Genomic DNA, 22,394 nt, shown 5'->3' with positions numbered 1-22,394 from the left:
GCTATTCCTGCGGTCGGGGCGGGCATTCCTCGCCCACCACCGTGCCGTCATAGGCTTTCTCACCGCAATTGTTCAGCGCGTGCCAGACATAGCCCTTGCCGTCCTGCGTGATCGCAACGATCCGGTCGACGCCATAGTGGATGTTCTTCGCACCCATGAACGCCCGCGCCTGCCCTGATTTCAACGCATCGGCCAGCGCAACGGCGTCATAGCAATCGAACCAACCCGGCGCGGTCAGCGGCTCGGCATTTTCCACGGGGGTAAATCCGGTCATCTGGTCAGGCGTCAGGTCCGTTTCAAAACACGCCCGATACCGGATCGGAGAGCTGTCGGCATCAATCGCCTGAAACGCGCCATAGCTGATCGCCTCGGGCGCATCGGCCCCTTGCGCCAGCAGCGCGACATCCTGTCCGGGACGCGGCTCGACATCATAGTAGAACCCGTAAACCTGCAGGTAATACATGCCCGCCCCCGCCAACAGGGCCGAGAACAGAAGGATCAGCGCCAGCACTTTCCCGGTCATCTCTTACGCAGCCTCTTTCATGTTGTGCGGAAATAATCCAGATTTCAGCCCATTACGGGCTGATATAAGGCGACAGATATGGAAACCACCCTTGCCGTCGGGTTCTTTGGCGCGCTGTTCGCAATCATGAACCCGATCACCAACTTGCCCGTGTTTCTGAGCGTCACTCAGAACCTGCCCGCCGCGGATCAGCGCAAAGTCGCCGTGAAAACAGCGATTTACTGCATCGTTCTGGGCAGCGCTTTCGCCTCGGTCGGCAGTCAGGCACTGGGGCTCTTTGGCATCAGCGTCGATCACTTGCGCGTCGCGGGCGGGCTGGTCGTTCTGATGATCGGGCTGAATATGCTGAACGGCAACGAAAGCACCTCGCACCACGGCACCGACGGGGAAAAGCAAAGCTACCCCGAACCCGAGACCGTCGCGTTCTACCCGCTGGCCTTTCCCATTCTGGTCGGCCCCGGCACGATCACAACGCTGATCCTCTACGCGCATCACATCAAGACCCCGACTGAGGCCGTTGCTTACATTGGTGTTTTTCTGACCGTCGTTGCGTTGCTTCTGGTGACCTTCTGGAACGCCGCCTGGCTGGCGCAGCGGCTGTCGGACAACGCGCGCGTGATCATGAGCCGGTTTATGGGCATGATCCTGTCGGCCATTGCCATCAGCATGATCGCCGATGGCCTCAAGGCGCTGCTGCCCGGTCTGGCCTAGGCGCGGCATCAGGCCTCGAACCCGGCGGCCTCGGTCTGCACAAACGCATCGGCGCATTGCTTGGCCAGCGCTCGGACGCGGCCGATATAGGCCTGCCGCTCGGTCACCGAGATCACCCCGCGCGCGTCCAACAGGTTGAAGATATGAGACGCCTTGATGCACTGATCGTAAGCGGGGTGCGCCATCACAATGCGCTTGCCGGTCTTGGGATCGTCATGTTCCTGCGCCAGAATGGCGGCACACTCGACCTCAGCCTCTTCGAAATGGCGCAACAGAACCTCGGTGTTGGCCACGTCGAAATTCCAGCGCGCGTATTCCTCTTCGGTCTGCTTGAAGATGTCGCCATAGGTCAGCGGGCTGGGGGATTGAGGATCATTGAACGGCATGTCCATCACATGATCGATGCCCAGCACATACATGGCCAGACGTTCCAGCCCATAGGTCAGCTCGCCTGACACCGGCGCGCAATCATGGCCGCCAACCTGTTGGAAATAGGTGAACTGGCTGACTTCCATGCCGTCACACCAGACCTCCCAGCCCAGACCCCAGGCACCCAGCGTTGGGCTCTCCCAATCATCCTCGACAAAGCGGATATCATGCAGGTCCATGTCGATGCCGATGGCCTGCAACGAGCCCAGATACAGGTCCTGCAAATCCGGCGGGCTGGGTTTGATCAGCACCTGATACTGATAATAGTGCTGTAACCGGTTCGGGTTCTCACCGTACCGCCCGTCCGTCGGACGACGCGAAGGCTGCACATAAGCTGCGGCCCACGCCTTGGACCCCAAAGCGCGCAAAGTCGTCGCAGGGTGGAACGTGCCCGCGCCGACCTCCATGTCATAGGGCTGCAGGATCGCGCAGCCTTTCGAGGCCCAATAGGTCTGAAGCCGCAGGATGATCTCCTGAAAAGAACGAGGTGCGCTGCTGGGTTCGGTCATATCATTCCCCTTGGGAGGGTTCCGGTGGGTTCGGCCCTTCCTATGCAAGCCACCAAGGGGCGTCAACGGGCCAATCCGCCCCTATTGTCGCTGCGCAGCCACACCCAGAATTCCCCGTATTCCGGGCATGGCAATCAGGCCGCGATTCCGCGTACTCTGCGCCAAAGTGAAAACACTGCATAACACGGGCAGACAATGACACGCGTATTTACGGTTATTACATTCTTTTTCCTCTTCGGCCTGCGCGCCGCTTTTGCCCAGCAGGACGCTGGCGTCTGGGTTCAGGTCGAGGCACAACCCTCGCTGCGCGAAGCGCAGGACCGGGCGCAGGTTTATGCGAACTCCCTGCCAGATGTGAATGGATTTCGCCTGAACTCTGGCTGGTATGCCATTGTTATTGGTCCTTATTTGCGTGACGATGCCGAGCAGGTTCTGCGCGTCTACCGGACCGAGCGGCAAATCCCCGCAGACAGTTTCATCGCCTTTTCCAGCAGCTTCGGGCAACAATTCTGGCCCATTGGGGCCAACATCCTGAACCGCGGCGTGATCACGCCCCCGGTCCAGCCCGAACCGCAGGAACAGCCGCAGGCCGGTCTGACGCCTCAAGCCTCGGACGAAACCCGCGCGCAGGCGCTGCAGGGCGAACGCCTGCTTACCGCGCAAGAGCGCAAAGACCTGCAGACCGCGCTGCAGGCCGCCGGGTTCTACAACTCGACCATCGACGGAGCCTTCGGTCAGGGCACCCGCCGCTCGATGAGCGATTGGCAGCGGTTCAACGGGTTCGAGGCCACAGGCGTTCTGACCACCCTGCAGCGCAAGACCCTGCTGGACGATTACAACGCCCCACTGATCAGCGTCGGGATGGAGCAATACACCGACCCGCAAGCCGGGATTGAACTGGACCTGCCGCTGGGCGTTCTGGAATTTGACCGGTATGAGGCCCCCTTCGCCCATTTCAAACCCAGTTCCGATCTGGACGCCAAGGCGCTGCTGATCTCGCAAGAGGGCTCACCCGCCACCCTTCGCGCACTCTATCAGGTGATGCAGTCGCTCGAGATCATTCCGCTGGATGGTGAACGCGCCCTGCGCGGCAACAGCTTTACCATCGAAGGACGCGGCAACGGGACCGTGTCCTACACGCAGGCGGGGCTGAAAGACGGCAAGATCAAAGGCTTCACGCTGGTCTGGCCCGAAGGCGACGACGCCCGCCGTGCCCGCGTTCTGGCCGCGATGCGGGCCAGCTTTACCACCACCGATGCCGTGCTGGATGCCGGTGCCGGGGCGGATGCGGAACAGCGCATCGATCTGGTCTCGGGCCTGCAGATCCGCAAACCGCGCCTGTCGCGCTCGGGCTTCTTTGCCGATACCAACGGCACGGTTCTGACCGTCGCCGAGGCCGCCGACAGTTGCACCCGCATCACGCTGGACGGCGATCAGGAGCTGCAGGTCGCATGGCAGGACACAGCCCTCGGCATCGCCGTTCTGCGCCCCAAACAAACACTTGCCCCGATCAGTGTTGCCGAATTCCGGGCGGATCAGCCGCGCATCCAGTCTCCGGTCACCGTCTCGGGCTTTTCCTACGAAGGCGCGTTGGGAGCCCCCACCCTAACCTTTGGCGAAATCGCAGATATCCGCGGCCTGAACGGCGAGGACGGCGTCAAACGCCTCGCACTGGCATCGCAGCCCGGAGACGCGGGCGGACCCGTCTTTGACGACAGCGGCAGCGTCGTCGGCATGTTGCTGCCCAAGCCGTCGGACGGGCGCGCCCTGCCCGGTTCGGTCAGCCTTGCCGCCAATGTGGATCGTCTGACCGAAGTTCTCACCAAGGCAGGCATCGCAGGCCAACCCGCGCAGGCCTCGGCCCAGATTTCGCCGAATGAGCTGAGCCGTCGCGCCAATGGCATGACCGTTCTGGTTCACTGCTGGGACTAAGCTGTCGGGATTGATGAAAAGGCGCTGCACCCCGGTGCGGCGCCTTTTTTCTTGGACTTACAGGATGTCCGGCGTCACCCGGATCAGCGTTGGCCCCTCGGCCTCGAACGCGGCGCGCACGGCCTCTTGCATCTCATCCAGCGTCCCCGGCGCGGCGGACAAGGCCCCAAATGCCTCAGCCAGTTTGCAGAAATCCGGGTTGCGCGCGACGACGGCATTGGGCGCGATCTGACCGCGCACCATACTGTCCTCGATCTCTTTCAGCTTGCCGTTGTCCCACAGGATGATGGGCAGCGATAGACCAAGTTCCACAGCAACGCCAAGCTCTTGCATCGTGTAGTGGAACCCGTAATCCCCCGCGATCACCGCCGTGGGCTTACCCCGCCGCGCCACCGCTCCACCGATCCCGGCAGGCAGCGCGTAGCCCAGCGTGCCAAACCCGGTCGGGTGGTGCCAGTGATAGGGCACGGCCATGTCCCAGACCTCTTTGGCGACATAGGCGAATTGGGTCATGTCCGAATAGATCATCGTCTCGGCAGGCATCGCCGCGCGCAAGGCGTCGATCACCGGCACGATGCCCGGACGCCCGGCATCCACCTCGGCCCGCCAACGCGCGCGGGCGGCGCTGACTTCGGCTTCGGACCAGCCGGTCGCGGGCTTCACCTTCTCAGCCGAGGCCCACAGCGCATGGGCAAAACTCTCTCCATCCGCCTGCAGCTTGACCGCCGCGCGGTGGCGATCCGACAGGACCTCGGGGTCCAGATCGACGCGCACCATGTTGGCGGTGTGCCCCAGATCGTGCCGCCACAGATCGACCTCGCCCAGTTCGGCCCCGACAACCACAACCAGATCAGCCGAGGCAATCACCTCGGCGCTGCCCGGTCGCGGCAGCATGGACCCGAAATCCAGCGGATAGTCGGCCCCGACCAGCCCGCGCCCGGCATAGGTGGTGAAACAGGCCGCCCCCAGCTGCGTCAGGATCTGCCGCCATAGGTTCGACCGGCACCCACCGCCCAGAATGAACAAAGGCCGCTGCGCGATATTCAGCAGCGACAGAACCGAGGCCACATCGGGCGGCAGCACCTTGTTCCGCAACGCGGGTTGGTTCGGGAAGGGCGCAGGATCGGCATCGGCCTCTAGCTGCGCAATGGGGACCTGAATATGCTTGGGACGCGGGCGCGACAGTTCGAATTCCTCGAACGCCCGCTCGATCAGCCCATAGGCGGCCTGCGCGTCCTGCGCCTGACAGGACCAGTCGGCCACCGTCTCAGCCGCGGCGCGCTGATCTTTCATCTGGTGCAACTGCCCGCGCTGCGCCTGCACCTCGTCCAGACAGGATGACAGCACCAGCATCGGCACAGAATCCGAATAGGCCTGCCCCATCGGCGTCATGATATTGCACAGCCCCGGCCCGGTGATCACATAGGCCACCCCCGGCTTGCCCGTTGCGCGCGCATAGCCGTCGGCCATGAACCCCGCGCCCTGCTCGTGCCGGGCCAGAACATGGGTGATCCCGGCCTCTTCGATGCCGCGATACATCTCTTGGTTATGAACACCGGGAATGCCAAAGATCACATCAACGCCGCGATCCTTCAGCATATGAGATATCTGAGCCCCCAGAGGTCGCTTCATCACCCTCTCCAGAATTGACGTGTGAAGATTGCATAGACGGCCAGAAGCTCCAGCCGCCCGACCAGCATGCCGATGGTCAGCAACCACTTGGCTCCATCATTCAGCCCGGCGAAATTACCCGCAGGCCCGATCTGATCCCCCAGCCCCGGCCCCACATTGGCCAGCGCCGTGGCCGCGCCCGACACCGAGGTGATGAAATCCAACCCCGTCAGCGCCAGCGCCCAGGACAGAACGCCCATCGACAGCACGAAGAACATGAAGAAACTCATGACCGAGGTCAGAACGTCCCGACTGATCGCCCGCCCGTCATAGCGCGGCACGAACACCCCATGGGGCGAGCGGATACGCCGGATCTGGGTTTTGATCGAGGCAAACAGCAGTTGATAGCGGAATATCTTGATCGAACACGCGGTCGAACCCGCGCAGCCGCCGATCAGGCCGATCAGGAAGAACAGCATGATCGGGAACGATCCCCAGCCCATGTAATCGACACTGGCATAACCGGTGCCCGAGATGATCGAGGTGATGTTGAACAGCGACTCGCGCACCGCCTGTTCCCAGTGATGCGGAAAGACCGAGGTCAGGAATATCGACATCACCAGAACCAGAACCGCGATGGTCGCCAGAAACGCGCGGATCTGGCTGTCTTTCCATAACGAGCTCGTCTGGCCATTGGCCAGCTGCACATAGCGCACGAAGGGCAGCGCGGCCAGGATCATGAACACGGCGGCAGCATATTCCGCCGGACCCGAGAACGTCCCGAACGAGGCGTCGTAGTTCGAGAACCCTCCGGTCGAAATGGTGGTCAGCGCATGAACCACCGCATCGAAGAACCCCATCCCCAAACCGGCATAGACCAGCGCGCAGACGGCGGTCAGGAACACGTAGATCAGCGAAATCTGCCCGGCGATCTCCTGCGCGCGGGGCAGGATTTTGCCCATGGTCTCAAAGCCTTCGGACCGGAAGATCTGCATCCCCCCGACCCGCAGTTCAGGCAGGAACACCATGGCAACAACGATGATGCCGATGCCGCCCAGCCATTGCAGCACCCCGCGCCACAGCAACAGGCCCTGCGGCAGATCGTCGAGCCCCGAGATCACGGTAGAGCCAGTAGTGGTCAGGCCCGACATCGCCTCGAAATAGGCGTCGACAAAGCGCAGCTCCGTCTCGCCGAACAGGAAGGGGATGGCCCCAAAGACCGGCAGGGCCACCCAAACGCCCGAGGTCAACAAAAAGGTCTGACGGATGGTCAGACCTTCACCCACCCCGTTCGAGCAGCTCATCGCAAGAACGCTGCCGGTCAGCAGCGTGATGACCGCGCTTTCAAAGAAAACGTGCCACTCGCCCCGGCCCTCGATCAGGTCGGCAAGCATCGGCAGCAGCATGGTCGCCCCAAGAATGGCGACCAGCAGGCCAATCACATATCCGACCGGGCGAAGATCCATCATGACGGGCAGCGTTGGCGCGCCAGCCCGACAGTGTCAAGCAGATGATCCGCGTCAGGTGTCGGATTTTGCCGCAGAGGACGGCATTGCAGGCGGTTTCGACGGCGCGCGCGTCCGGCGATTTGCGGGTTTGGGCGCTTCGGCACTGGTTGCGGCGACAGGCTTGGGCGCTGCTGCCTTGACCGGAGCGGGCTTGGCAGCGACCGGTTTTACCGCCTCTGCAACGGGTGCAGCCTTGGGCGCGGCGGGTTTTGCGGCAGGCTTTGCGGCGGCGGCCTTCATCGGCGCAGGTTTCGCAGCGGGTTTTGCGGCAACAGTCTTCGCGGGCGCAGGTTTCGCGGCGGGCTTGGCAGCCACCGGCTTGGCGGGCGCAGGCTTCGCCGCCGCCGCAGGTTTGGGCGCGCTGGGGGCCGCCTTGGTTTTGGCCGCAGCAGCCGATTTCACCGCCGCGACAGCCTTGGCAGCGGTCGAGACCGGCTTAACCGGTGCTTTGACGGGTGTCTTCGCCGGAGCAGCCTTAGCGGCAGGTTTCGCCGCAGGTGCGGGCTTGACCGCAACAGGTTTCGCCTTTGGCGCAGCCTTTGCCTTGGGGGCCGCGGGCTTGGCAACTGCTTTGGGCTTGGCAGCCTCAGCCTTCGGTTTGACCACAACTTTCGGCTTGGCTGCAGGCTTCGCCTTGGCCGTAGGTTTGGCCGGTGCCGCCTTGCGCGGCGCAGGCGCAGGCGCCCCGGTTGTCTTCAGCCCCTGCAGCGGCGCCATCGGCAGTTCAAACGCCGCACGGGTCATGATCTGCATGATCTCCATCTGGCTGGCCATCGCGTAACCGGCCATTCGGATGGCCGCTGCCTGAAACTCAAGCGGTTGGGAAATCGGATTCATTGCATGTCTCTCCTGATAAAACCGATGCAGCACGAAAAAGGCCTCCGCCCGCCCCGGTCGCCGGGGGCGGTTCTGCAGGTTCGCGGTCCAAGGCTTGGCACGTCCCGGCTTCCCTTCGGGCTGCACACCAGACAAAAACGGGCACACAGCAGCTGCATTCGGGCTCAGTCTAACGCGAATCTTGACGCAACTGCAGCATTTCTTGCTGCATTGCGGCAATAAAGCGCCAACCGGCTATTTTTGATTGATTTTACAGCAGCTTCCGTAAGGTCAATTAGCCCACATGAAACAGGGTCGTGAACAACCTGGGGTCCAGGCTGGCGGAATCGAATGTGGGGCCTTCGGTCAGAATCGATACCGCATCATGGCTGTGCAGGCTTTCCTGATGGCTGGCGATCACACGGAAATCACCGACGTGATGATCGGCCTGCAATTCGGCACAGAACAGACGCGCAGCATCTTCGACAAAGATCGGGTTGGCTGCGTTCAGTTCGGCAAAGGCCTGTTCATCCTCGCGTTTGACCATCACCTGAGTCTCGGTCGGCACAGCGCGACGGCACAGTGCGATCAGATCCTCGAACCACAGGCAATCGGCGTTGCAGTCGACCACCACAGAAATCCGCGCCACCGAGCGCTGCGAATGCGGCGTCGCCAGCTGCCCGCGCGTGGCGCGTGCATGTTCGCTTAGTTCCAGTGAACAGGGGCAGGTCGAGGAATAGACATAATCCAGATGCATGATCTTAAGACGCTCGCCGCCCTGCTCGACGAGCTCCAGCGCGATGTCGTAATACTGATAGCCCGACAGGCCCGAACGCAGGCTCTCAACCCGGTCGGGATAGGAAAACCGCATCTGAATACGCGCATCCAGACTGTCCAGATCGGACATATAATCGTTCAGCGCGGCCTCCATCACCTCAAAGCTAAAGGTCCGCTCGGCATGTTTGTAGAAGGACCGCATGATCCGGGACATATTGATGCCCTTCTTCTCGGCCTCAAGGCTGACGGACCCGGTCACCGAGGTCTCAAGCGTCAGATCCGCGCCGTCCTTCCGGTGAAACCGGATCGGCAAGCGGAAGTTCGAGATACCAACATGCTGAATCTGCTGCTGCGCGCCACGGATCAGGCTGGACGGGCCGTTTTGCAGATCCGGCAAGGTCGCCTTGTACGCCGCATCCGCCTCAAAACCCTCGGGGTACTCGCGCGACAGGGCCGGATAGTTCGATGCCATCAGCCCGGGCACAAGCTGCGCCACAGCCGGATCAAGCTGGCTGATTTCCGCAGCCGAGGCGGTTTTCGCCCACGCCCGCAGAAGCTTTAGCGCAGCGGCGGCCTGATCGTGATCGGGGGTGTCGTCAATATCGCGCGGATGAATGTTCATAGGCACGGGTCCCTTGCTAGGCCGACGGACTATATACGACCGGGGTTTATTTACCAGTACGGAACGATACGCGCGGGATAGCATCCCGGATCGAAATTAGAGGCGGGAAACCGTCACTTTTCAACCGAAAACGCCCAATCAGGCAGTTCCATACCGCCTGACCGCACGTCACAACTGTGCGCTTAGCCCTGTGAGGCCGCCAGCGCGCGTTCGATATCCGCCAGCAGATCACCTGCATCCTCAAGCCCCACCGACAGCCGGATCAGGCCCGGTGTGATGCCCAGCTCATCGCGTTGATCCTCGCTCAGACGCTGGTGCGTGGTGGTGGCCGGATGCGTCGCAATCGACTTGGCGTCACCAAGGTTGTTCGAGATCACCGGGATCGTCAGCGCATTCAGGAAGGCAAAAGCCGCCGCCTTGCCGCCCTTGATATCCAGCGACAGAACCGTGCCGCCCTTGCCACCCAACTGCTCCTGCACCAGTGCATTCTGAGCATGGGTTTTCAGACCGGGATAGAGCGTGCGCTCCAGCGCGGGATGCCCTTCCAGCGCCTCGGCAATCTTCTGGGCACTCTCGGCCTGCGCATTCACGCGCAGCGCCATGGTTTCCAGCCCCTTTACCATGATCCAAGCGCTGAACGGGCTCAGCGCGCCGCCTGTGTGCTTCATGTAAGGCTCGACCGTGCCGCGGATAAATTCCTTGGTGCCGATGATCACACCGCCCAGCGCGCGCCCCTGCCCGTCGATATGCTTGGTCGCCGAATACACCACAACATCCGCGCCCTGTTCGATCGCGCGTGAGAAGACGGGGGTCGAGAATACGTTGTCCACGATCACAACCGCACCGACCGCATGGGCCAGTTCAGAAACCGAAGCGATATCAATCACCTCAAGCGTCGGGTTTGACATGGATTCGAAGAATACCGCCTTGGTGTCGGGCCGGATCGCGGCCTTCCACGCATCCAGATCAGTGCCGTCGACAAAGGTCACTTCAACGCCGTACCGCGTCAGAATATTCTCAAGGATATACAGACAAGACCCGAACAGCGCCTTGGCCGAGACCACGTGGTCCCCCGCCTTCAGCACCGAAGTCAGCGCGCCATTCACCGCCGCCATGCCAGAGGCTGTGGCAAAGGCATCCTCGCCCCCTTCCAGCGCCGCGATACGCTGTTCGAACATCGACACGGTCGGGTTGCCATAGCGGGCATAGATGAACTCATCCGGGCCGGTCTCGATGAACCGTGCCTCGGCCTGCTCGGCATTGTCGTAAACGAAGCCCTGCGTCAGAAAGATCGCCTCGCTGACCTCGTTATACTGACTGCGACGGATGCCGCCATGGACGGCTTGGGTGCGCTTGTTCCAGCTCTCGCTCATGTCATTCCTTTCAGCCCCTTGGGGGCAAACAAAAAACCCCAGACGCGGCCAAGCGAAAGGGGTCTTTCATCCTGACCTTTTAGCGGTGTTGTTTAGCGTGGCCCGCAATCCGGTAACAAATCGCCACGTGGTGCCGATGCGTTTACGCCCCGTCCCGGCCATCGTCAAGCCCGGCGGCGCGTTGGTCACGGTTTCGTAACACGGTTGCGCGCCCTCTTGCCGAATGGTCCCAAACCCTCATGATCATCCCAAACGCAGGAGGCCCCATGATTGATCTCTATTTCTGGCCCACGCCGAATGGCTGGAAGGTTTCCATCTCCCTGGAAGAGATGGAACTGCCCTACACCACCCACCTGATCAACATCGGCAAGGGCGATCAGTTCGACCCCGAGTTCCTGAAAATCTCTCCCAACAACCGGATGCCCGCCATCGTCGACCCCGACGGCCCCGACGGCGCGCCTGTTTCCGTATTCGAAAGCGGCGCGATCCTGATGTACCTGGCCCGCAAGACCGGACGGCTCTATGGCGAGACGGAGCGCGACCGCATCGCCGTCGAGGAATGGTTGATGTGGCAAATGGGCGGCGTTGGCCCGATGGCTGGTCAGGCGCATCACTTCCTGAAATACGCCCCCCAACTGGACCCGCCCCAGCACCTGCCCTACGCTCAGGACCGCTATCGCACCGAGGTCGGACGCTTGTACGGCGTGCTGGATCGTAGACTGGCCGAAAACGAATACGTCGCGGGCGATTTCTACTCCATCGCCGATATCTCGATCTGGGGCTGGGCGAGCCTGTGGGAAGGCCAGCAACAGGTGCTTGAGGACAAACCCCACTTTAGCCGCTGGCTCGAGATGATGAGCGCCCGCCCCGCGGTTCAGGCAGGCCGCGCGCTGCATGCCGACCTGCGCGGCGATCACCGGGATAAGCAATCGCAGGGGGTCCTGTTCAAGCGGTGACAAACCGGGCCGCCCAAACGCGGCCCGTGCAAAACCGTCAGTAGCCGGGCGAATGGTTCCCCGCATCATCCTGACCACCCCCGAAATACCGCGCAAGATCGTACATAGGGCTGCGATAGGGCAGATCACGGATGCACACGGATGGCAGCCCCTGAGATTTCCTCAGGTGAGACAGCAGGTGGTCCGAGCCAAAATCCTGGACCCAAAAACCGATGCTCTCAAACAGGTTCGATTCGCTTTTCTGCGTGATGCTGACACAGACGGCGCGTCCCTTTCTCAGCACGACGGTCAACTGGTTCAGATCGTATCTTAACGTGCCCTCGATATCGTACCCGGACATAGTCAGTTGCAGACCCGCGCCCTCTTCTTCGATCCGCGTGCGCACCGACATGGTTTCCGTGATCGGTAAATAAGTTGCCGTGTCGAAGGTGTTCGTCTTGAACGAGGTCGTGAAAAACCCATCTGGGTCGACGGGCCCGGTCGCATGAAACCCGTCATCCGAGTCTGGCTTGTATTTCAGGATTTCAAAGGCCGCCTCTGTCGACATCGGCACAGACACGCGGGATTTATCGCGCATGAAACTGGACGGAATCGCAAATAGCACGAACATGCACAGGTACAATCCCAGCCACAGGAATATCGCCCCGAACGACACAATGAAGGTGAGCCACAGCACAGCCATGATCCCCTCGTCCCTCGGCATATAGTCGGGCAGGATTTCGATCAGAGGCAGAAACATCAACAGCAGCCCCAGCACCATCGCGGCACAGACCGTCTCCCACCAGACACGGGGATAGACCAGGATCAGGCCCGCAATTGTTCCCACGCAAACCAGCCCGACGCCCGCCCTGACATAAAGGTCGGCCAGTATCTCAGCACGCCCAAAGAGCGTCTCTCCGGCCAAAAACCCCAGACCCATGATGACTAGGCACGTCGCCACCAGCCGCCGCAGTCGAAAAACCCGGTACAAATATCTGTTTTGCATAATCTTATTCCCTGAGATTGAGTCGACTTGTCTCACACAATCAAGGCAGGAAAGTGGCTCCTGGCAGCACCACAGATCACCGTCAGGGCTTTTGCGCCCCCACCCGACGGACCGCCGCCGCCACCGAAACGAAACCCGAATTATCACGATTAAGACCCACCCACGACACTCCGGGTCGCAATTGCCACTGGAAACACCTAACTCCCTTGACTAAGGAAGAATTCGAACATCGCAAAAGGAAGACGCACGCAATGGCAAAGATCACCTATGTCGAGCACGGCGGTACCGAGCACACAGTCGAGGTCGCCAACGGACTGACCGTCATGGAAGGCGCCCGTGACAACAATATTCCGGGCATCGAGGCCGATTGCGGCGGCGCCTGCGCCTGCTCGACCTGCCATGTCTATATCCACCCAGACTGGGTCGAGAAAGTTCCCGCAAAGGACGACATGGAAGAGGACATGCTGGATTTTGCCTACGAACCCGACCCCGCCCGCTCGCGCCTGACCTGCCAGATCAAGGTCACCGACGCCTTGGATGGCCTTGTGGTTCAAATGCCGGAAAAACAGATCTGATGCACTCCAAAGCGCCGCGCCCGCCCATCCGCCTATGGCAACGCCGGGCCCGCGGCGCGCTTCTGACCTTGTGCATGTGGCTGGCCGGACAAGCCTCTGCTTCTGCCGCCGAAACCATCACCTCTGCCCGGTATACCGAACCCACCACACGCTATGCCCATGGCGTGCTGGGCGACAATATCGAATATGGTGCACTGGAAATCACCGTTGAGAACGCCGACCCCAACAAACAGATGGTACTGACGATCCGGCTGCCACAGGACCGGGTGTTCGAGGACCTCGCCCCCCGATTATCAGACGTTGATCTTGATGGAACGAACGAGGTCATCGTCGTCGAATCGCAGGAAAACACCGGCGCGCAACTCGCCATCTACAACGCACGCGGCGACAAGATAGCTGCCACGCCACATATTGGCACGCGCTACCGCTGGCTCGCCCCGGCAGGGATTTGGGATCTGGACAATGACGGCCAAATCGAAATCGCCTATGTGGATCGCCCACACCTGGCCAAAACCCTGCGTATCTGGCGCTACTCAGACGGCAACCTGACCGAAATCGCAACCCTTCCCGGCCTGACCAATCACCGTATCGGAGATGCCTTTATCGCTGGCGGACTACGCTATTGCGCGACAGGTCCCGAACTTATCCTCGCAAGCTCGGATTGGTCCCGCATCATCAGCGTTTCCTACAAAAATGGCTGGCAAACCACCGACCTCGGCCCGCTGCGCAACCGCAAAGACCTGACCTCAGCCCCAAACTGCTGATCCACCCTTCATCTGGCCACAAATATCCCGGGGAGCGCGAGGGGCAGCGCCCCTCGTCCCACAGATAAAGCCGGGCGCAGCCCGACAATCAGCTCACAGCGCCCGCCAGCCAATATCCCGCCGGTAAAACCCGTCGGCCCAATCAACCCCATCGACCATCGCATAGGCCCGGTCCCGCGCTTCCTGCAAGCTCTGCCCGCGTGCGGTGATATTCAAAACCCGACCGCCTGACGCCACAATCTGCCCATCCGCCGCTTTGGTCCCGGCGTGAAACACCATATTGCTGCTGTCCTCGGGCAGATCCGCCAGACCACCAATAGCCGAGCCCTTCTCATAAGCCCCCGGATACCCCTTCGCCGCCATCACCACCGTGATCGCATGATCGTCCGCCCAGTTCACACGCGTCTCACCCAGCCGCCCTTCGGCAGCGGCGTGCATCAGGTCCATCGCCTGCGCACCCAGCCGCATCATCAGCACCTGACATTCGGGATCGCCAAACCGCACGTTGTATTCCACCAGCCGGGGCTGCCCGTCCTTGATCATCAGACCCGCATACAGCACCCCCTGAAACGGCATCCCGCGCCGCTTCATCTCGGCCATGGTCGGGCGCACGATTTCGTCCATCGCACGCGCCTCGACCTCAGCGTTCAGCACCGGGGCCGGAGAATAGGCCCCCATGCCTCCCGTATTCAGCCCGGTATCGCCCTCGCCCACACGCTTGTGGTCCTGCGCTGTGCCGATCGACAGCACCTCTTCGCCATCACAGAGCACGAACAGCGATGCCTCTTCGCCCTCCATGAACTCCTCGATCACCACCTCGGCCCCGGCCCCGCCGAAGGCCCCCCCGAACATATCGTCAATCGCGTCCAATGCAGCCTGCTCGTCCATCGCCACGATCACGCCCTTGCCCGCAGCCAACCCATCGGCCTTCACGACAATCGGAGCGCCCTGCACCCGGATATACGCCTTTGCCGGTTCGGCCTCGGTGAAACGGGCATACGCCGCCGTAGGTGCACCGGCCGCATCGCAGATCTCCTTGGTGAAACTCTTCGACGCCTCTAACTGCGCCGCCGCCGCTGATGGTCCAAAGACCAACACCCCGGCCTCGCGCAAACGATCCGCAACTCCGGCTGCCAAAGGCGCTTCGGGGCCGACAATCACGAAATCAATCGCGTTTTCCTCGGCAAAGCTGACCACCGCGCCGCCATTCTCGATATCCAGCGCCGCGCATTCAGCAATCTGAGCGATCCCGGCATTGCCCGGTGCCACGATCAGACGATCGCATTTGGGGTTCTGCATCACCGCCCAGGCCAGGCTGTGTTCACGCCCACCGCTGCCGAGAATAAGGATGTTCATGAAAGCTCTCCGATCTGCTTGGCCTCGCCTGCGCGGCGTTCTAAGCTGCGCAGACATTCGACACAAGGCGCTGAAATGTCCGACCTGCTTGACGACCCCATTCCCGGCCAGAACACCCCCGAATACACCGTCTCGGACATCTCGGGCGAAGTGAAGCGGACACTCGAAGGCAGCTTTAGCCGCATTCGCGTGCGCGGTGAGGTCGGGCGCGTGTTCAAAGCCCGCTCTGGCCACCTGTATTACGACATCAAAGACGACCGGAACGTGCTGGCCTGCACCACGTGGAAAGGCCAGATCTCGGGCCTGTCCGTGGTTCCCGAAGAAGGGCTTGAGGTCGTCGTGACCGGCCGCCTGACCGCCTTTGGCGCGCAGTCGAAATACAACCTCAACGTCGATGAGGTCACCGTCGCCGGACAAGGCGCGCTGATGGCGCTGCTGGAAAAGCGCAAGAAACAACTGGAATCCGAGGGCCTATTCGCGCCCGAGCGCAAGAAACCCCTGCCCTATCTGCCGCAGATCATCGGCGTCGTGACCTCACCCTCGGGTGCGGTAATCAGAGACATCCTGCACCGCCTGCGCGACCGCTTTCCGCGCAAGGTTCTGATCTGGCCGGTCGCCGTGCAGGGCGCAAACTGCGCCGCCGAAGTCACCCGCGCCATCGAAGGTTTCAACCAACTCACCCCGGGCGGAGCGCTTCCGCGCCCCGACCTGATCATCGTCGCCCGCGGCGGTGGCTCGATCGAGGACCTTTGGGGCTTCAACGAAGAAACCGTCGCCCGCGCCGCCGCCGCCTCGGACATCCCGCTGATTTCAGCCGTGGGGCATGAGACCGACACGACCCTGATCGACTATGTCTCGGACCGCCGCGCGCCCACGCCCACCGCCGCCGCCGAACTGGCCGTACCCGTCCGCATGGAACTGCTGGCCTGGACCGGTGAGCAAGGCGCGCGCCTTTCGCGGGCCGCCACCGACGCCGTGCAGCGCCGCAGCCAGCGCCTGCGCGACCTGTCCCGCGCCTTGCCGCGCCCCGATACGCTGCTGGACAGCCCTCGCCAACGGCTCGATCAGGTGGCCGAACGCCTGCCCAACGCCCTGATCCGGGGCGTCCAGACCCGTCGCGTCAAACTGCTGGACAGCTCGGCCCATCTGCGCCCCTCGACCCTGCGCGGCCTGGTCGAAACCCGCCGCGACCGCTGGCGCAACCTGTCCTCGCGCCTGTCGCTGCGTCCCATCCAGCGCGAGCTGCAAACCCGCCGCGACACGCTGAGCCGCCTGACCGAGCGTCTGAACACCGCCCAGACCACCCGTCTGGACCGCCTGCACCAACAGCTCGAGGCCACCGACCGCCTGCGCGAAACCCTCAGCTATAAGGCGACGCTCGATCGTGGCTATGCCGTCATCCGCGCGGGCGGTCAGGTTCTGACCCGCAAGGCCGAGGCCGAGAAACACAGCACCTTCGAGATCGAGTTCGCCGACGGCACCCTCAGCACCGCCCCCGGCAGCCCGGCCAAACCCAAACGCACCCCCAAGCCCCCCGCTCCGGATCAGGGGTCACTGTTCTGATCCATGCTGACGATCTGGGGGCGCAAAACATCATCCAACGTACAGGCGCTGATGTGGTGCGTCGGCGAGCTGGGCCTGGCCTATCAGCGCCATGATGCCGGACACCGGTTCGGCGGGCTGGACAACGCCGAATTCGCGGCGCTGAACCCGAACCGAACGATCCCGGTTCTGCAGGACGGCACCGCCGCCCCGATCTGGGAAACCGGAGCCATCCTGCGTTACCTCGCCGCCCGACACGGAGATGCCCAGTTCTGGCCCCCGGACCCCCTGCAGCGCGCTGCGGTCGACAAATGGGCCGAATGGGCCAAGATCAACGTGGCGATGGCGTTCACGGTGCCGGTCTTCTGGCGCGTTGTCCGCACCGCCGCCGCCCAGCAGGACAGCGCCGCCATTAGGCGGGCCGTCGCCGATCTGGAACGGAAACTGAAGATCGCCGACCAGCAGCTGTCGCAGACCGCCTACCTCGCCGGACCGACCTTTACGCTGGCCGATATTCAGCTGGGCCATATCCTCTATCGCTATTACGACATTGACATTCGGCGCGCCGCGCTACCGAACCTGCGGCAATACTATCGGAACCTCACCGAACGGCCCGCATTCCGAGACCACATTATGATCGGATACGACGAATTGCGCGTTCACTGAACTCAGACCCCGACCTCCGGCCCATAACAAACCATTTCCGCATCAACTTCCCCGGCCTCATAAAGCTCAGTGGCGGTCTGACCATCGTCGCGCTGTGCGGTCAGCCGCCCGCCGGATTCGGTGAAGACCCAGCATTGCGGATCGGCCCGCCCTTCATACGCGAAACAAATCCGCCCCTCATGCGGGTACCAGATGCCTTCCAGACAGTCGCCGTCCAGATAGGACCAGATGACACGCCTGCCGGGCAGATACCGCTCGGCCCCGTAAACCTGCCCGCCAAACCCGAAAAACAGCGTCTTGCCCCGGGTATGGGCATCAAACTCGGCCCCTGACATAGGCGACTGCGCCGCGACAGAAGGCGCAGTCAGAACCAGCAGAATCATCCACATCCTGACCATACCCACAGTCTGCCAGATGCCGCCCCAACGCGCCATTCACCCTTTCGCGGGCGGCTCCCCCGACGTCACATCTTGCCCGACCCACGTAAACATGCGGACATGCAGCAAAAAACGGGGACAGACCATGTCGACATTCCTGCTCTGGGCCGCCGCCGCCCTGGCGCTAGCCTACCTGCCGCTGACCACCCGCCCGGCCGGCCCCCTGCGCACCGGGCTGAAAACCGCCTCCGTCGCGTTGCTGGCCCTGATCGCTGCGCTCACCGACGCGCCGGGGCTACTGATCGCCGCCCTCACCCTTTGCGCCATCGGCGACGCGCTCCTGTCGCGCGAGACCGAGGTCACCTTCATGGCCGGCATCGCCGCCTTCGCCGCCGGGCATCTGGCCTATATCGCCCTGTTCCTGACCCATCCCGCCAGCGATGCGGGCCTGATCCTGACCCACCCCGCGATCTTCTGGTCTCTCCTGATCCTCGGCATCGTCATGGCCACCCTGCTCGCCCCCCGCGCCGGAGACCTCAAGGCCCCCGTGCTGGCCTATGTCCCGATCATCCTCGGCATGGGCGTCACCGTTTTGGCCCTTCCCGACACAGGCCCCCTCCGCTGGGCCCTTCCCGCCGCGCTGGCGTTCATCGCCTCAGATCTGATCCTCGCGACCGAGAAGTTCCTGCTGCCCGCAAACCATCCCGCCCTGCGGCTGACCCCCTATCTGGTCTGGCCGCTTTATTGGGGCGCGCAGGCCGGGTTCCTGATCGCCTTCACCTGACCCTTTGCAACTGCCACCAATCCGCATTAGGTGAAGGGACCATCTGCGGAGACCAAAATGGCATTTTTCTCAAAGCTCAAGGACAAGCTGTTCAAATCCTCCTCGCGCCTCGAACAGGGGCTGGACGCGATTGTCGAGGATGGCGGCGAGGAAACCGCACCCGACCCGGTGCCCCAACAGCCCGAACCGGAACCCAGCCCGCAGGCCGCCAGCCCCGAACCTGCACCCCAGCCGCCTGAACCGCCGACACTTGCGCCCAAACCGGCCCCAACCGAATCCAAAGGCCTGCTAGGCCGCCTCTTCAGCCGCAGCGACAGCCAAACCGCGATCCGCCGCACACTGGACGACGACATGCTGGAACAACTCGAAGAGCTGCTGATCGCCTCGGACATGGGCGTCGACACCGCCCTGCGCGTCACCGCCAACATGGCCGAGGGGCGACTGGGCCGCAAACTCTCGACGCAGGAAATCAAGCACCTGCTGGCGCAGGAAGTCGCCCGCGTGATGGAACCGGTGGCCAAGCCCATGCCCCTCTACCCCAAACGCCCGCAGGTCGTGCTGGTCGTGGGCGTCAACGGCTCTGGCAAAACCACCACCATCGGCAAGCTTGCCAGCCAGTTCAAAGCCGCAGGCAAAAAAGTCGTCATCGCCGCCGGAGACACCTTCCGCGCCGCCGCCGTCGAACAGCTGCAAGTCTGGGGCGACCGCGCGGGCGTGCCCGTGCTCACCGCCCCCGAAGGCTCTGACCCTGCCAGCCTCGCCTTTGATGCCCTGAGCAAAGCGCAAAACGACGGCGCAGACCTGCTGATGATCGACACCGCAGGCCGCCTGCAAAACCGCGCCGACCTGATGGAAGAGCTGGCAAAGATCGTCCGCGTCATCCGCAAGGTCGATGACACCGCCCCCCACAACACCCTGCTGGTGCTGGACGCCACCACCGGCCAGAACGCGCTCAGCCAGGTCGAAACCTTCCGTAAACTGGCCGATGTCTCGGGCCTCGTCATGACCAAGCTCGACGGCACCGCCAAAGGCGGCGTACTCGTCGCGCTAGCCGACAAGTTCGGCCTGCCGATCCACGCCATCGGCGTTGGCGAACAAATCGACGACCTCGCCCCCTTCGACCCCGAAGATTTCGCCGCCGCCCTGACGGGCCTGCAAACCTGATCCAGACCTTCATCTGGCCAGAAGTATCCTCGGGGGGTGTGGGGGGCAGACAGCCCCCCACGCTCTCCACCCAGACAAAGGCCCGCAGTTGAGCACCTGGCTGATCTCCCTCGAAGGCACCGAAGCCGGCCATCACCTCGCCCTCGGCCTCGCACTGATGGCCGCCTTCCTGCACGCCGCTTTCGGCGCGCTACAAAAGGGCCGCCACGACCCATGGATGTCGCGCGGTGCCATCGATGCCTGCTATTGCCTGATGGCTATGCCCTTCGCCTTCTTCGTGGTCCCATGGCCCGAACCCTATATGTGGCCCATCTTCGCCGTCGTCTGGCTCATCCATATCGGCTACAAGGTTCTGCAGGCAGCGGCCTATACCAAAGGCTCGTACACCGTCGTCTACCCGGTCGTCCGCGGCACCGGCCCGCTTTTCACCGTGATCGGAGCCTACCTGCTGTTTCAGGAAACCTTCACGGCCATCCAATGGCTCGGCGTCGCCACCCTGATGGCCGGCATCTTTGGCCTCGCCGCCTATAACCTGCGCTATCTCGAAACCAACCGCGAAACACTGGGCATCGCGCTGGCGCTGGCGCTGGCCACGGGCCTGTTCGTGGCGCTCTATACCACCTATGACGCCTACGGCATCCGCGCGACCGCCGACCCCTTCACCTTCCTTGCGTGGTTCTTCATGATCGACGGGGCCGCCATGCCACTATACGCCGCGCTCAGATACCGCGCCATGATCCACCGCCCCGCGCTCGGGCCGCTGATGCTGCGCGGGCTGGCCGGTGGCATCATCGCGCCACTGTCCTTCGGCTCAATCATGCTCGCCACCCGCCTCGACAAAGTGGGCGAGGCCGCCATCCTGCGCGAAACCTCAACCGTCTTCGCCGCGCTCATCGGCTGGCTGGTGCTGAAGGAAACCGTCGGCCCAAGGCGCGTTGCGCTCATGGCATTGATTGCACTCGGCGCCGTAATAGTTGAAATGGGCGGGTAAGCAGCAGGTCGGAATCATGGCAGAGAAAAAAGACATCAACCCCTTCCTCAAACAGGTGCTGGAGCTCGGGCCTCCGCTCGCCTTCTTCTTCATCTACCTGCGCCTGCGTGATGACAATTTCGTGATCGGCGGCACCGAATATTCGGGCTTCATCGTCGCCACCATCCTGTTCGTGCCCCTGATGCTGGCCGCAATGGGCATCCTGTGGTACCTCACGGGCAAGCTCAGCCGGATGCAGATCTTCACCGCCTTCATGGTGATCTTCTTCGGCGGCCTCACGGCCTGGTTCAATGACGAGCGGTTTTTCAAGATGAAAACCACGCTGGTCTACGGCTTCTTCTCGGCCATCCTCGGCATCGGTCTTTTGCAGGGGAAATCCTATCTGGCCTATGTCCTGGACGAGATGCTGCCCATGCGCGACGAGGGCTGGATGATCCTGACCCGACGCCTCTGCGCCTGCTTCGCGGTGCTGGCGGTGGCCAATGAACTGGTCTGGCGTACGTTGTCGACCGACCTTTGGGTCAAGATCGAAACCTTTGGGTTTCCCATCGCCCTGATGGCCTTCCTGATGCTGCAATTCAGCATGTTGCAACGCTATATGGACGACCCCGACCAGCAATAGCGGTGGGCCGTGGCGGCTGAAATCTCCGATGAAATCTCTTGGCTTAGCGTCAAAGCTGTGGAAAGCTGGGGCACCACCCACACCACTCAGCCGGAGAAACCAGCCCGAATGATGGCCTTTCCCAACAGCGGATTCCTCTCCGAGGCATCGCCGGAACTGCGTGCCATGCTGGCCGCGCAGGCGTCCGAGGTCACGCTGGACCGCGGCGATATCCTGTTCGAACAGGGCGACCCGGGCGAAGCGCTCTATGCCATCCTCTCGGGCACGCTCGAGGTGTCCTTTCTGGCCATGAGCGGGCGCAAGCTGTCGCTGAGGCTGATGCGCCCCGGCGAGGTGTTTGGCGAGATCGCGCTGTTCGACAGCGGCCCCCGCACCGCAACCATCACCGCGGCGGAACCCGCAAGCGTGCTGAAAGTGCGGCACAAGGATGTGATGGACCAGATCCGCCAGCACCCCGATCTGGCGGTCGACCTGATCCGGCTGGCCGGGCTGCGGATGCGCTGGATGGGCGATCAGCTGAACGAACAGGTGTTTCTGCCGATGCCGATCCGGCTGGCCCGCAAGCTGCTGCATCTGGCCGGCCAGCAGGACACGCCCTCGGCCCGCATCACCCTGTCGCAAAGCGAACTGGCCGAGTTCGTCGGCGCCACGCGCGAGGCGGTGTCCAAAACCATCTCGACCTGGAAACGGAACAATGTGGTCGAAGCCTCTCGCGGGGGGCTGCAGATTCACGATTTCGACGCGCTGCGACAACTGGCCGAATCCGATTTAATCTAAATTTTCGGCACAGATGTGATCCGC

General features: G+C 62.5%; 22 protein-coding genes and 1 riboswitch. Of the genes, 12 read left to right on the top strand and 10 right to left on the bottom strand.

Annotated features, from left to right (window positions below; genetic code table 11):
- Position 1: 1 nt before the first annotated feature.
- A complete protein-coding gene (locus tag ACR1XV_RS05930; RefSeq protein WP_480529470.1) occupies positions 2 to 523 on the bottom strand; it encodes a DUF6446 family protein in 522 nt (173 codons plus the stop codon).
- Positions 524 to 601: 78 nt separating this feature from the next.
- Here ACR1XV_RS05930 and ACR1XV_RS05925 point away from each other — a divergent pair, with 78 nt between their 5' ends.
- Entirely contained in the window at positions 602 to 1,234 is a 633-nt protein-coding gene (locus tag ACR1XV_RS05925) for a MarC family protein (protein ID WP_480529469.1), read from the top strand.
- Between the two features lie 8 nt (positions 1,235 to 1,242).
- On the opposite strand, the gene ACR1XV_RS05920 is transcribed toward ACR1XV_RS05925, so the two are convergent.
- Positions 1,243 to 2,172 carry a glycine--tRNA ligase subunit alpha gene (locus ACR1XV_RS05920; RefSeq protein ID WP_480529468.1) on the bottom strand — a complete coding sequence of 310 codons (930 nt, stop codon included), beginning with the start codon at positions 2,170 to 2,172 and terminating at the stop codon, positions 1,243 to 1,245.
- 195 nt (positions 2,173 to 2,367) lie between these two features.
- Here ACR1XV_RS05920 and ACR1XV_RS05915 point away from each other — a divergent pair, with 195 nt between their 5' ends.
- Positions 2,368 to 4,104, top strand: coding sequence for a serine protease (locus ACR1XV_RS05915; protein WP_480529467.1), 1,737 nt, complete (start codon positions 2,368 to 2,370; stop codon positions 4,102 to 4,104).
- Positions 4,105 to 4,161: 57 nt separating this feature from the next.
- Here ACR1XV_RS05915 and ACR1XV_RS05910 read toward each other — a convergent pair whose 3' ends face one another.
- The 5 genes from ACR1XV_RS05910 to metZ form a co-directional block, all read right to left on the bottom strand.
- On the bottom strand, positions 4,162 to 5,736 hold the full coding sequence (locus ACR1XV_RS05910; RefSeq protein ID WP_480529466.1) for a thiamine pyrophosphate-binding protein: 1,575 nt from the start codon (positions 5,734 to 5,736) through the stop codon (positions 4,162 to 4,164).
- A complete protein-coding gene (locus ACR1XV_RS05905) occupies positions 5,736 to 7,184 on the bottom strand; it encodes a TrkH family potassium uptake protein (RefSeq protein WP_480529465.1) in 1,449 nt (482 codons plus the stop codon). The genes ACR1XV_RS05910 and ACR1XV_RS05905 overlap by 1 nt, the downstream gene beginning before the upstream one ends.
- Before the next feature lie 51 nt (positions 7,185 to 7,235).
- Positions 7,236 to 8,060: a hypothetical protein gene (locus ACR1XV_RS05900; protein WP_480529464.1), complete on the bottom strand. Its 825-nt coding sequence runs from the start codon at positions 8,058 to 8,060 to the stop codon at positions 7,236 to 7,238.
- Positions 8,061 to 8,334: 274 nt separating this feature from the next.
- Entirely contained in the window at positions 8,335 to 9,438 is a 1,104-nt protein-coding gene (gene folE2 / locus ACR1XV_RS05895) for a GTP cyclohydrolase FolE2 (protein WP_480529463.1), read from the bottom strand.
- 182 nt (positions 9,439 to 9,620) lie between these two features.
- Positions 9,621 to 10,811, bottom strand: coding sequence for an O-succinylhomoserine sulfhydrylase (metZ, locus tag ACR1XV_RS05890; RefSeq protein WP_480529462.1), 1,191 nt, complete (start codon positions 10,809 to 10,811; stop codon positions 9,621 to 9,623).
- A 59-nt stretch (positions 10,812 to 10,870) separates the two neighbouring features.
- Positions 10,871 to 10,948: riboswitch (SAM riboswitch) on the bottom strand.
- 129 nt (positions 10,949 to 11,077) lie between these two features.
- On the opposite strand from metZ, the gene ACR1XV_RS05885 reads away from it, so the two are divergent.
- Positions 11,078 to 11,767 carry a glutathione S-transferase N-terminal domain-containing protein gene (locus ACR1XV_RS05885; RefSeq protein ID WP_480529461.1) on the top strand — a complete coding sequence of 230 codons (690 nt, stop codon included), beginning with the start codon at positions 11,078 to 11,080 and terminating at the stop codon, positions 11,765 to 11,767.
- A gap of 37 nt (positions 11,768 to 11,804) precedes the next feature.
- Here the strand turns inward: ACR1XV_RS05885 and ACR1XV_RS05880 are convergent, their stop codons facing one another.
- The gene (locus ACR1XV_RS05880; protein WP_480529460.1) at positions 11,805 to 12,752 is read right to left on the bottom strand and encodes a hypothetical protein; all 948 of its coding nucleotides are present in this window, start codon (positions 12,750 to 12,752) and stop codon (positions 11,805 to 11,807) included.
- Between the two features lie 251 nt (positions 12,753 to 13,003).
- Between ACR1XV_RS05880 and ACR1XV_RS05875 the strand changes: the two genes are divergently transcribed.
- A complete protein-coding gene (locus ACR1XV_RS05875; protein ID WP_298388772.1) occupies positions 13,004 to 13,327 on the top strand; it encodes a 2Fe-2S iron-sulfur cluster-binding protein in 324 nt (107 codons plus the stop codon).
- A complete protein-coding gene (locus ACR1XV_RS05870) occupies positions 13,327 to 14,091 on the top strand; it encodes an FG-GAP repeat domain-containing protein (protein ID WP_480529459.1) in 765 nt (254 codons plus the stop codon). The genes ACR1XV_RS05875 and ACR1XV_RS05870 overlap by 1 nt, the downstream gene beginning before the upstream one ends.
- A 93-nt stretch (positions 14,092 to 14,184) precedes the next feature.
- Here the strand turns inward: ACR1XV_RS05870 and purD are convergent, their stop codons facing one another.
- Positions 14,185 to 15,447 (bottom strand): phosphoribosylamine--glycine ligase, encoded by a 1,263-nt coding sequence (gene purD / locus ACR1XV_RS05865; protein WP_480529458.1) that lies wholly within the window; start codon positions 15,445 to 15,447, stop codon positions 14,185 to 14,187.
- 75 nt (positions 15,448 to 15,522) lie between these two features.
- On the opposite strand from purD, the gene xseA reads away from it, so the two are divergent.
- Together xseA and ACR1XV_RS05855 are read left to right on the top strand one after the other, a co-directional pair.
- Positions 15,523 to 17,010: an exodeoxyribonuclease VII large subunit gene (gene xseA, locus ACR1XV_RS05860; RefSeq protein WP_480529457.1), complete on the top strand. Its 1,488-nt coding sequence runs from the start codon at positions 15,523 to 15,525 to the stop codon at positions 17,008 to 17,010.
- A gap of 3 nt (positions 17,011 to 17,013) precedes the next feature.
- The gene (locus ACR1XV_RS05855) at positions 17,014 to 17,655 is read left to right on the top strand and encodes a glutathione S-transferase family protein (protein WP_480529456.1); all 642 of its coding nucleotides are present in this window, start codon (positions 17,014 to 17,016) and stop codon (positions 17,653 to 17,655) included.
- 2 nt (positions 17,656 to 17,657) lie between these two features.
- Here ACR1XV_RS05855 and ACR1XV_RS05850 read toward each other — a convergent pair whose 3' ends face one another.
- Complete coding sequence (locus tag ACR1XV_RS05850; RefSeq protein ID WP_480529455.1) at positions 17,658 to 18,089, bottom strand: hypothetical protein; 432 nt, start codon at positions 18,087 to 18,089, stop codon at positions 17,658 to 17,660.
- 88 nt (positions 18,090 to 18,177) lie between these two features.
- On the opposite strand from ACR1XV_RS05850, the gene ACR1XV_RS05845 reads away from it, so the two are divergent.
- From ACR1XV_RS05845 to ACR1XV_RS05825, 5 genes are all read left to right on the top strand, one after another.
- Positions 18,178 to 18,816: a lysoplasmalogenase family protein gene (locus tag ACR1XV_RS05845; RefSeq protein ID WP_480529454.1), complete on the top strand. Its 639-nt coding sequence runs from the start codon at positions 18,178 to 18,180 to the stop codon at positions 18,814 to 18,816.
- A 57-nt stretch (positions 18,817 to 18,873) separates the two neighbouring features.
- Entirely contained in the window at positions 18,874 to 19,980 is a 1,107-nt protein-coding gene (ftsY, locus tag ACR1XV_RS05840) for a signal recognition particle-docking protein FtsY (protein ID WP_480529453.1), read from the top strand.
- An 88-nt stretch (positions 19,981 to 20,068) separates the two neighbouring features.
- Positions 20,069 to 20,971: an EamA family transporter gene (locus ACR1XV_RS05835; RefSeq protein ID WP_480529452.1), complete on the top strand. Its 903-nt coding sequence runs from the start codon at positions 20,069 to 20,071 to the stop codon at positions 20,969 to 20,971.
- A 16-nt stretch (positions 20,972 to 20,987) separates the two neighbouring features.
- A complete protein-coding gene (locus tag ACR1XV_RS05830) occupies positions 20,988 to 21,593 on the top strand; it encodes an inner membrane-spanning protein YciB (RefSeq protein WP_480529451.1) in 606 nt (201 codons plus the stop codon).
- A gap of 108 nt (positions 21,594 to 21,701) precedes the next feature.
- On the top strand, positions 21,702 to 22,370 hold the full coding sequence (locus tag ACR1XV_RS05825) for a Crp/Fnr family transcriptional regulator (RefSeq protein ID WP_480529450.1): 669 nt from the start codon (positions 21,702 to 21,704) through the stop codon (positions 22,368 to 22,370).
- Positions 22,371 to 22,394: the final 24 nt, after the last annotated feature.

This window comes from Ruegeria sp. AD2(2025) (genome assembly GCF_056542385.1).
The sequence above is the reverse complement of the archived record's forward strand: the minus strand, read 5'-3'. Positions and strand labels throughout refer to the sequence as shown.

What these genes read in the sequence shown, in the direction of transcription:
- ACR1XV_RS05930 (WP_480529470.1), bottom strand. Translation starts at nt 523, where the DNA reads ATGACCGGGAAAGTGCTGGCGCTGATCCTTCTGTTCTCGGCCCTGTTG.
- ACR1XV_RS05925 (WP_480529469.1), top strand. Translation starts at nt 602, where the DNA reads ATGGAAACCACCCTTGCCGTCGGGTTCTTTGGCGCGCTGTTCGCAATC.
- ACR1XV_RS05920 (WP_480529468.1), bottom strand. Translation starts at nt 2,172, where the DNA reads ATGACCGAACCCAGCAGCGCACCTCGTTCTTTTCAGGAGATCATCCTG.
- ACR1XV_RS05915 (WP_480529467.1), top strand. Translation starts at nt 2,368, where the DNA reads ATGACACGCGTATTTACGGTTATTACATTCTTTTTCCTCTTCGGCCTG.
- ACR1XV_RS05910 (WP_480529466.1), bottom strand. Translation starts at nt 5,736, where the DNA reads ATGAAGCGACCTCTGGGGGCTCAGATATCTCATATGCTGAAGGATCGC.
- ACR1XV_RS05905 (WP_480529465.1), bottom strand. Translation starts at nt 7,184, where the DNA reads ATGATGGATCTTCGCCCGGTCGGATATGTGATTGGCCTGCTGGTCGCC.
- ACR1XV_RS05900 (WP_480529464.1), bottom strand. Translation starts at nt 8,060, where the DNA reads ATGAATCCGATTTCCCAACCGCTTGAGTTTCAGGCAGCGGCCATCCGA.
- folE2 (WP_480529463.1), bottom strand. Translation starts at nt 9,438, where the DNA reads ATGAACATTCATCCGCGCGATATTGACGACACCCCCGATCACGATCAG.
- metZ (WP_480529462.1), bottom strand. Translation starts at nt 10,811, where the DNA reads ATGAGCGAGAGCTGGAACAAGCGCACCCAAGCCGTCCATGGCGGCATC.
- ACR1XV_RS05885 (WP_480529461.1), top strand. Translation starts at nt 11,078, where the DNA reads ATGATTGATCTCTATTTCTGGCCCACGCCGAATGGCTGGAAGGTTTCC.
- ACR1XV_RS05880 (WP_480529460.1), bottom strand. Translation starts at nt 12,752, where the DNA reads ATGCAAAACAGATATTTGTACCGGGTTTTTCGACTGCGGCGGCTGGTG.
- ACR1XV_RS05875 (WP_298388772.1), top strand. Translation starts at nt 13,004, where the DNA reads ATGGCAAAGATCACCTATGTCGAGCACGGCGGTACCGAGCACACAGTC.
- ACR1XV_RS05870 (WP_480529459.1), top strand. Translation starts at nt 13,327, where the DNA reads ATGCACTCCAAAGCGCCGCGCCCGCCCATCCGCCTATGGCAACGCCGG.
- purD (WP_480529458.1), bottom strand. Translation starts at nt 15,447, where the DNA reads ATGAACATCCTTATTCTCGGCAGCGGTGGGCGTGAACACAGCCTGGCC.
- xseA (WP_480529457.1), top strand. Translation starts at nt 15,523, where the DNA reads ATGTCCGACCTGCTTGACGACCCCATTCCCGGCCAGAACACCCCCGAA.
- ACR1XV_RS05855 (WP_480529456.1), top strand. Translation starts at nt 17,014, where the DNA reads ATGCTGACGATCTGGGGGCGCAAAACATCATCCAACGTACAGGCGCTG.
- ACR1XV_RS05850 (WP_480529455.1), bottom strand. Translation starts at nt 18,089, where the DNA reads ATGGCGCGTTGGGGCGGCATCTGGCAGACTGTGGGTATGGTCAGGATG.
- ACR1XV_RS05845 (WP_480529454.1), top strand. Translation starts at nt 18,178, where the DNA reads ATGTCGACATTCCTGCTCTGGGCCGCCGCCGCCCTGGCGCTAGCCTAC.
- ftsY (WP_480529453.1), top strand. Translation starts at nt 18,874, where the DNA reads ATGGCATTTTTCTCAAAGCTCAAGGACAAGCTGTTCAAATCCTCCTCG.
- ACR1XV_RS05830 (WP_480529451.1), top strand. Translation starts at nt 20,988, where the DNA reads ATGGCAGAGAAAAAAGACATCAACCCCTTCCTCAAACAGGTGCTGGAG.
- ACR1XV_RS05825 (WP_480529450.1), top strand. Translation starts at nt 21,702, where the DNA reads ATGATGGCCTTTCCCAACAGCGGATTCCTCTCCGAGGCATCGCCGGAA.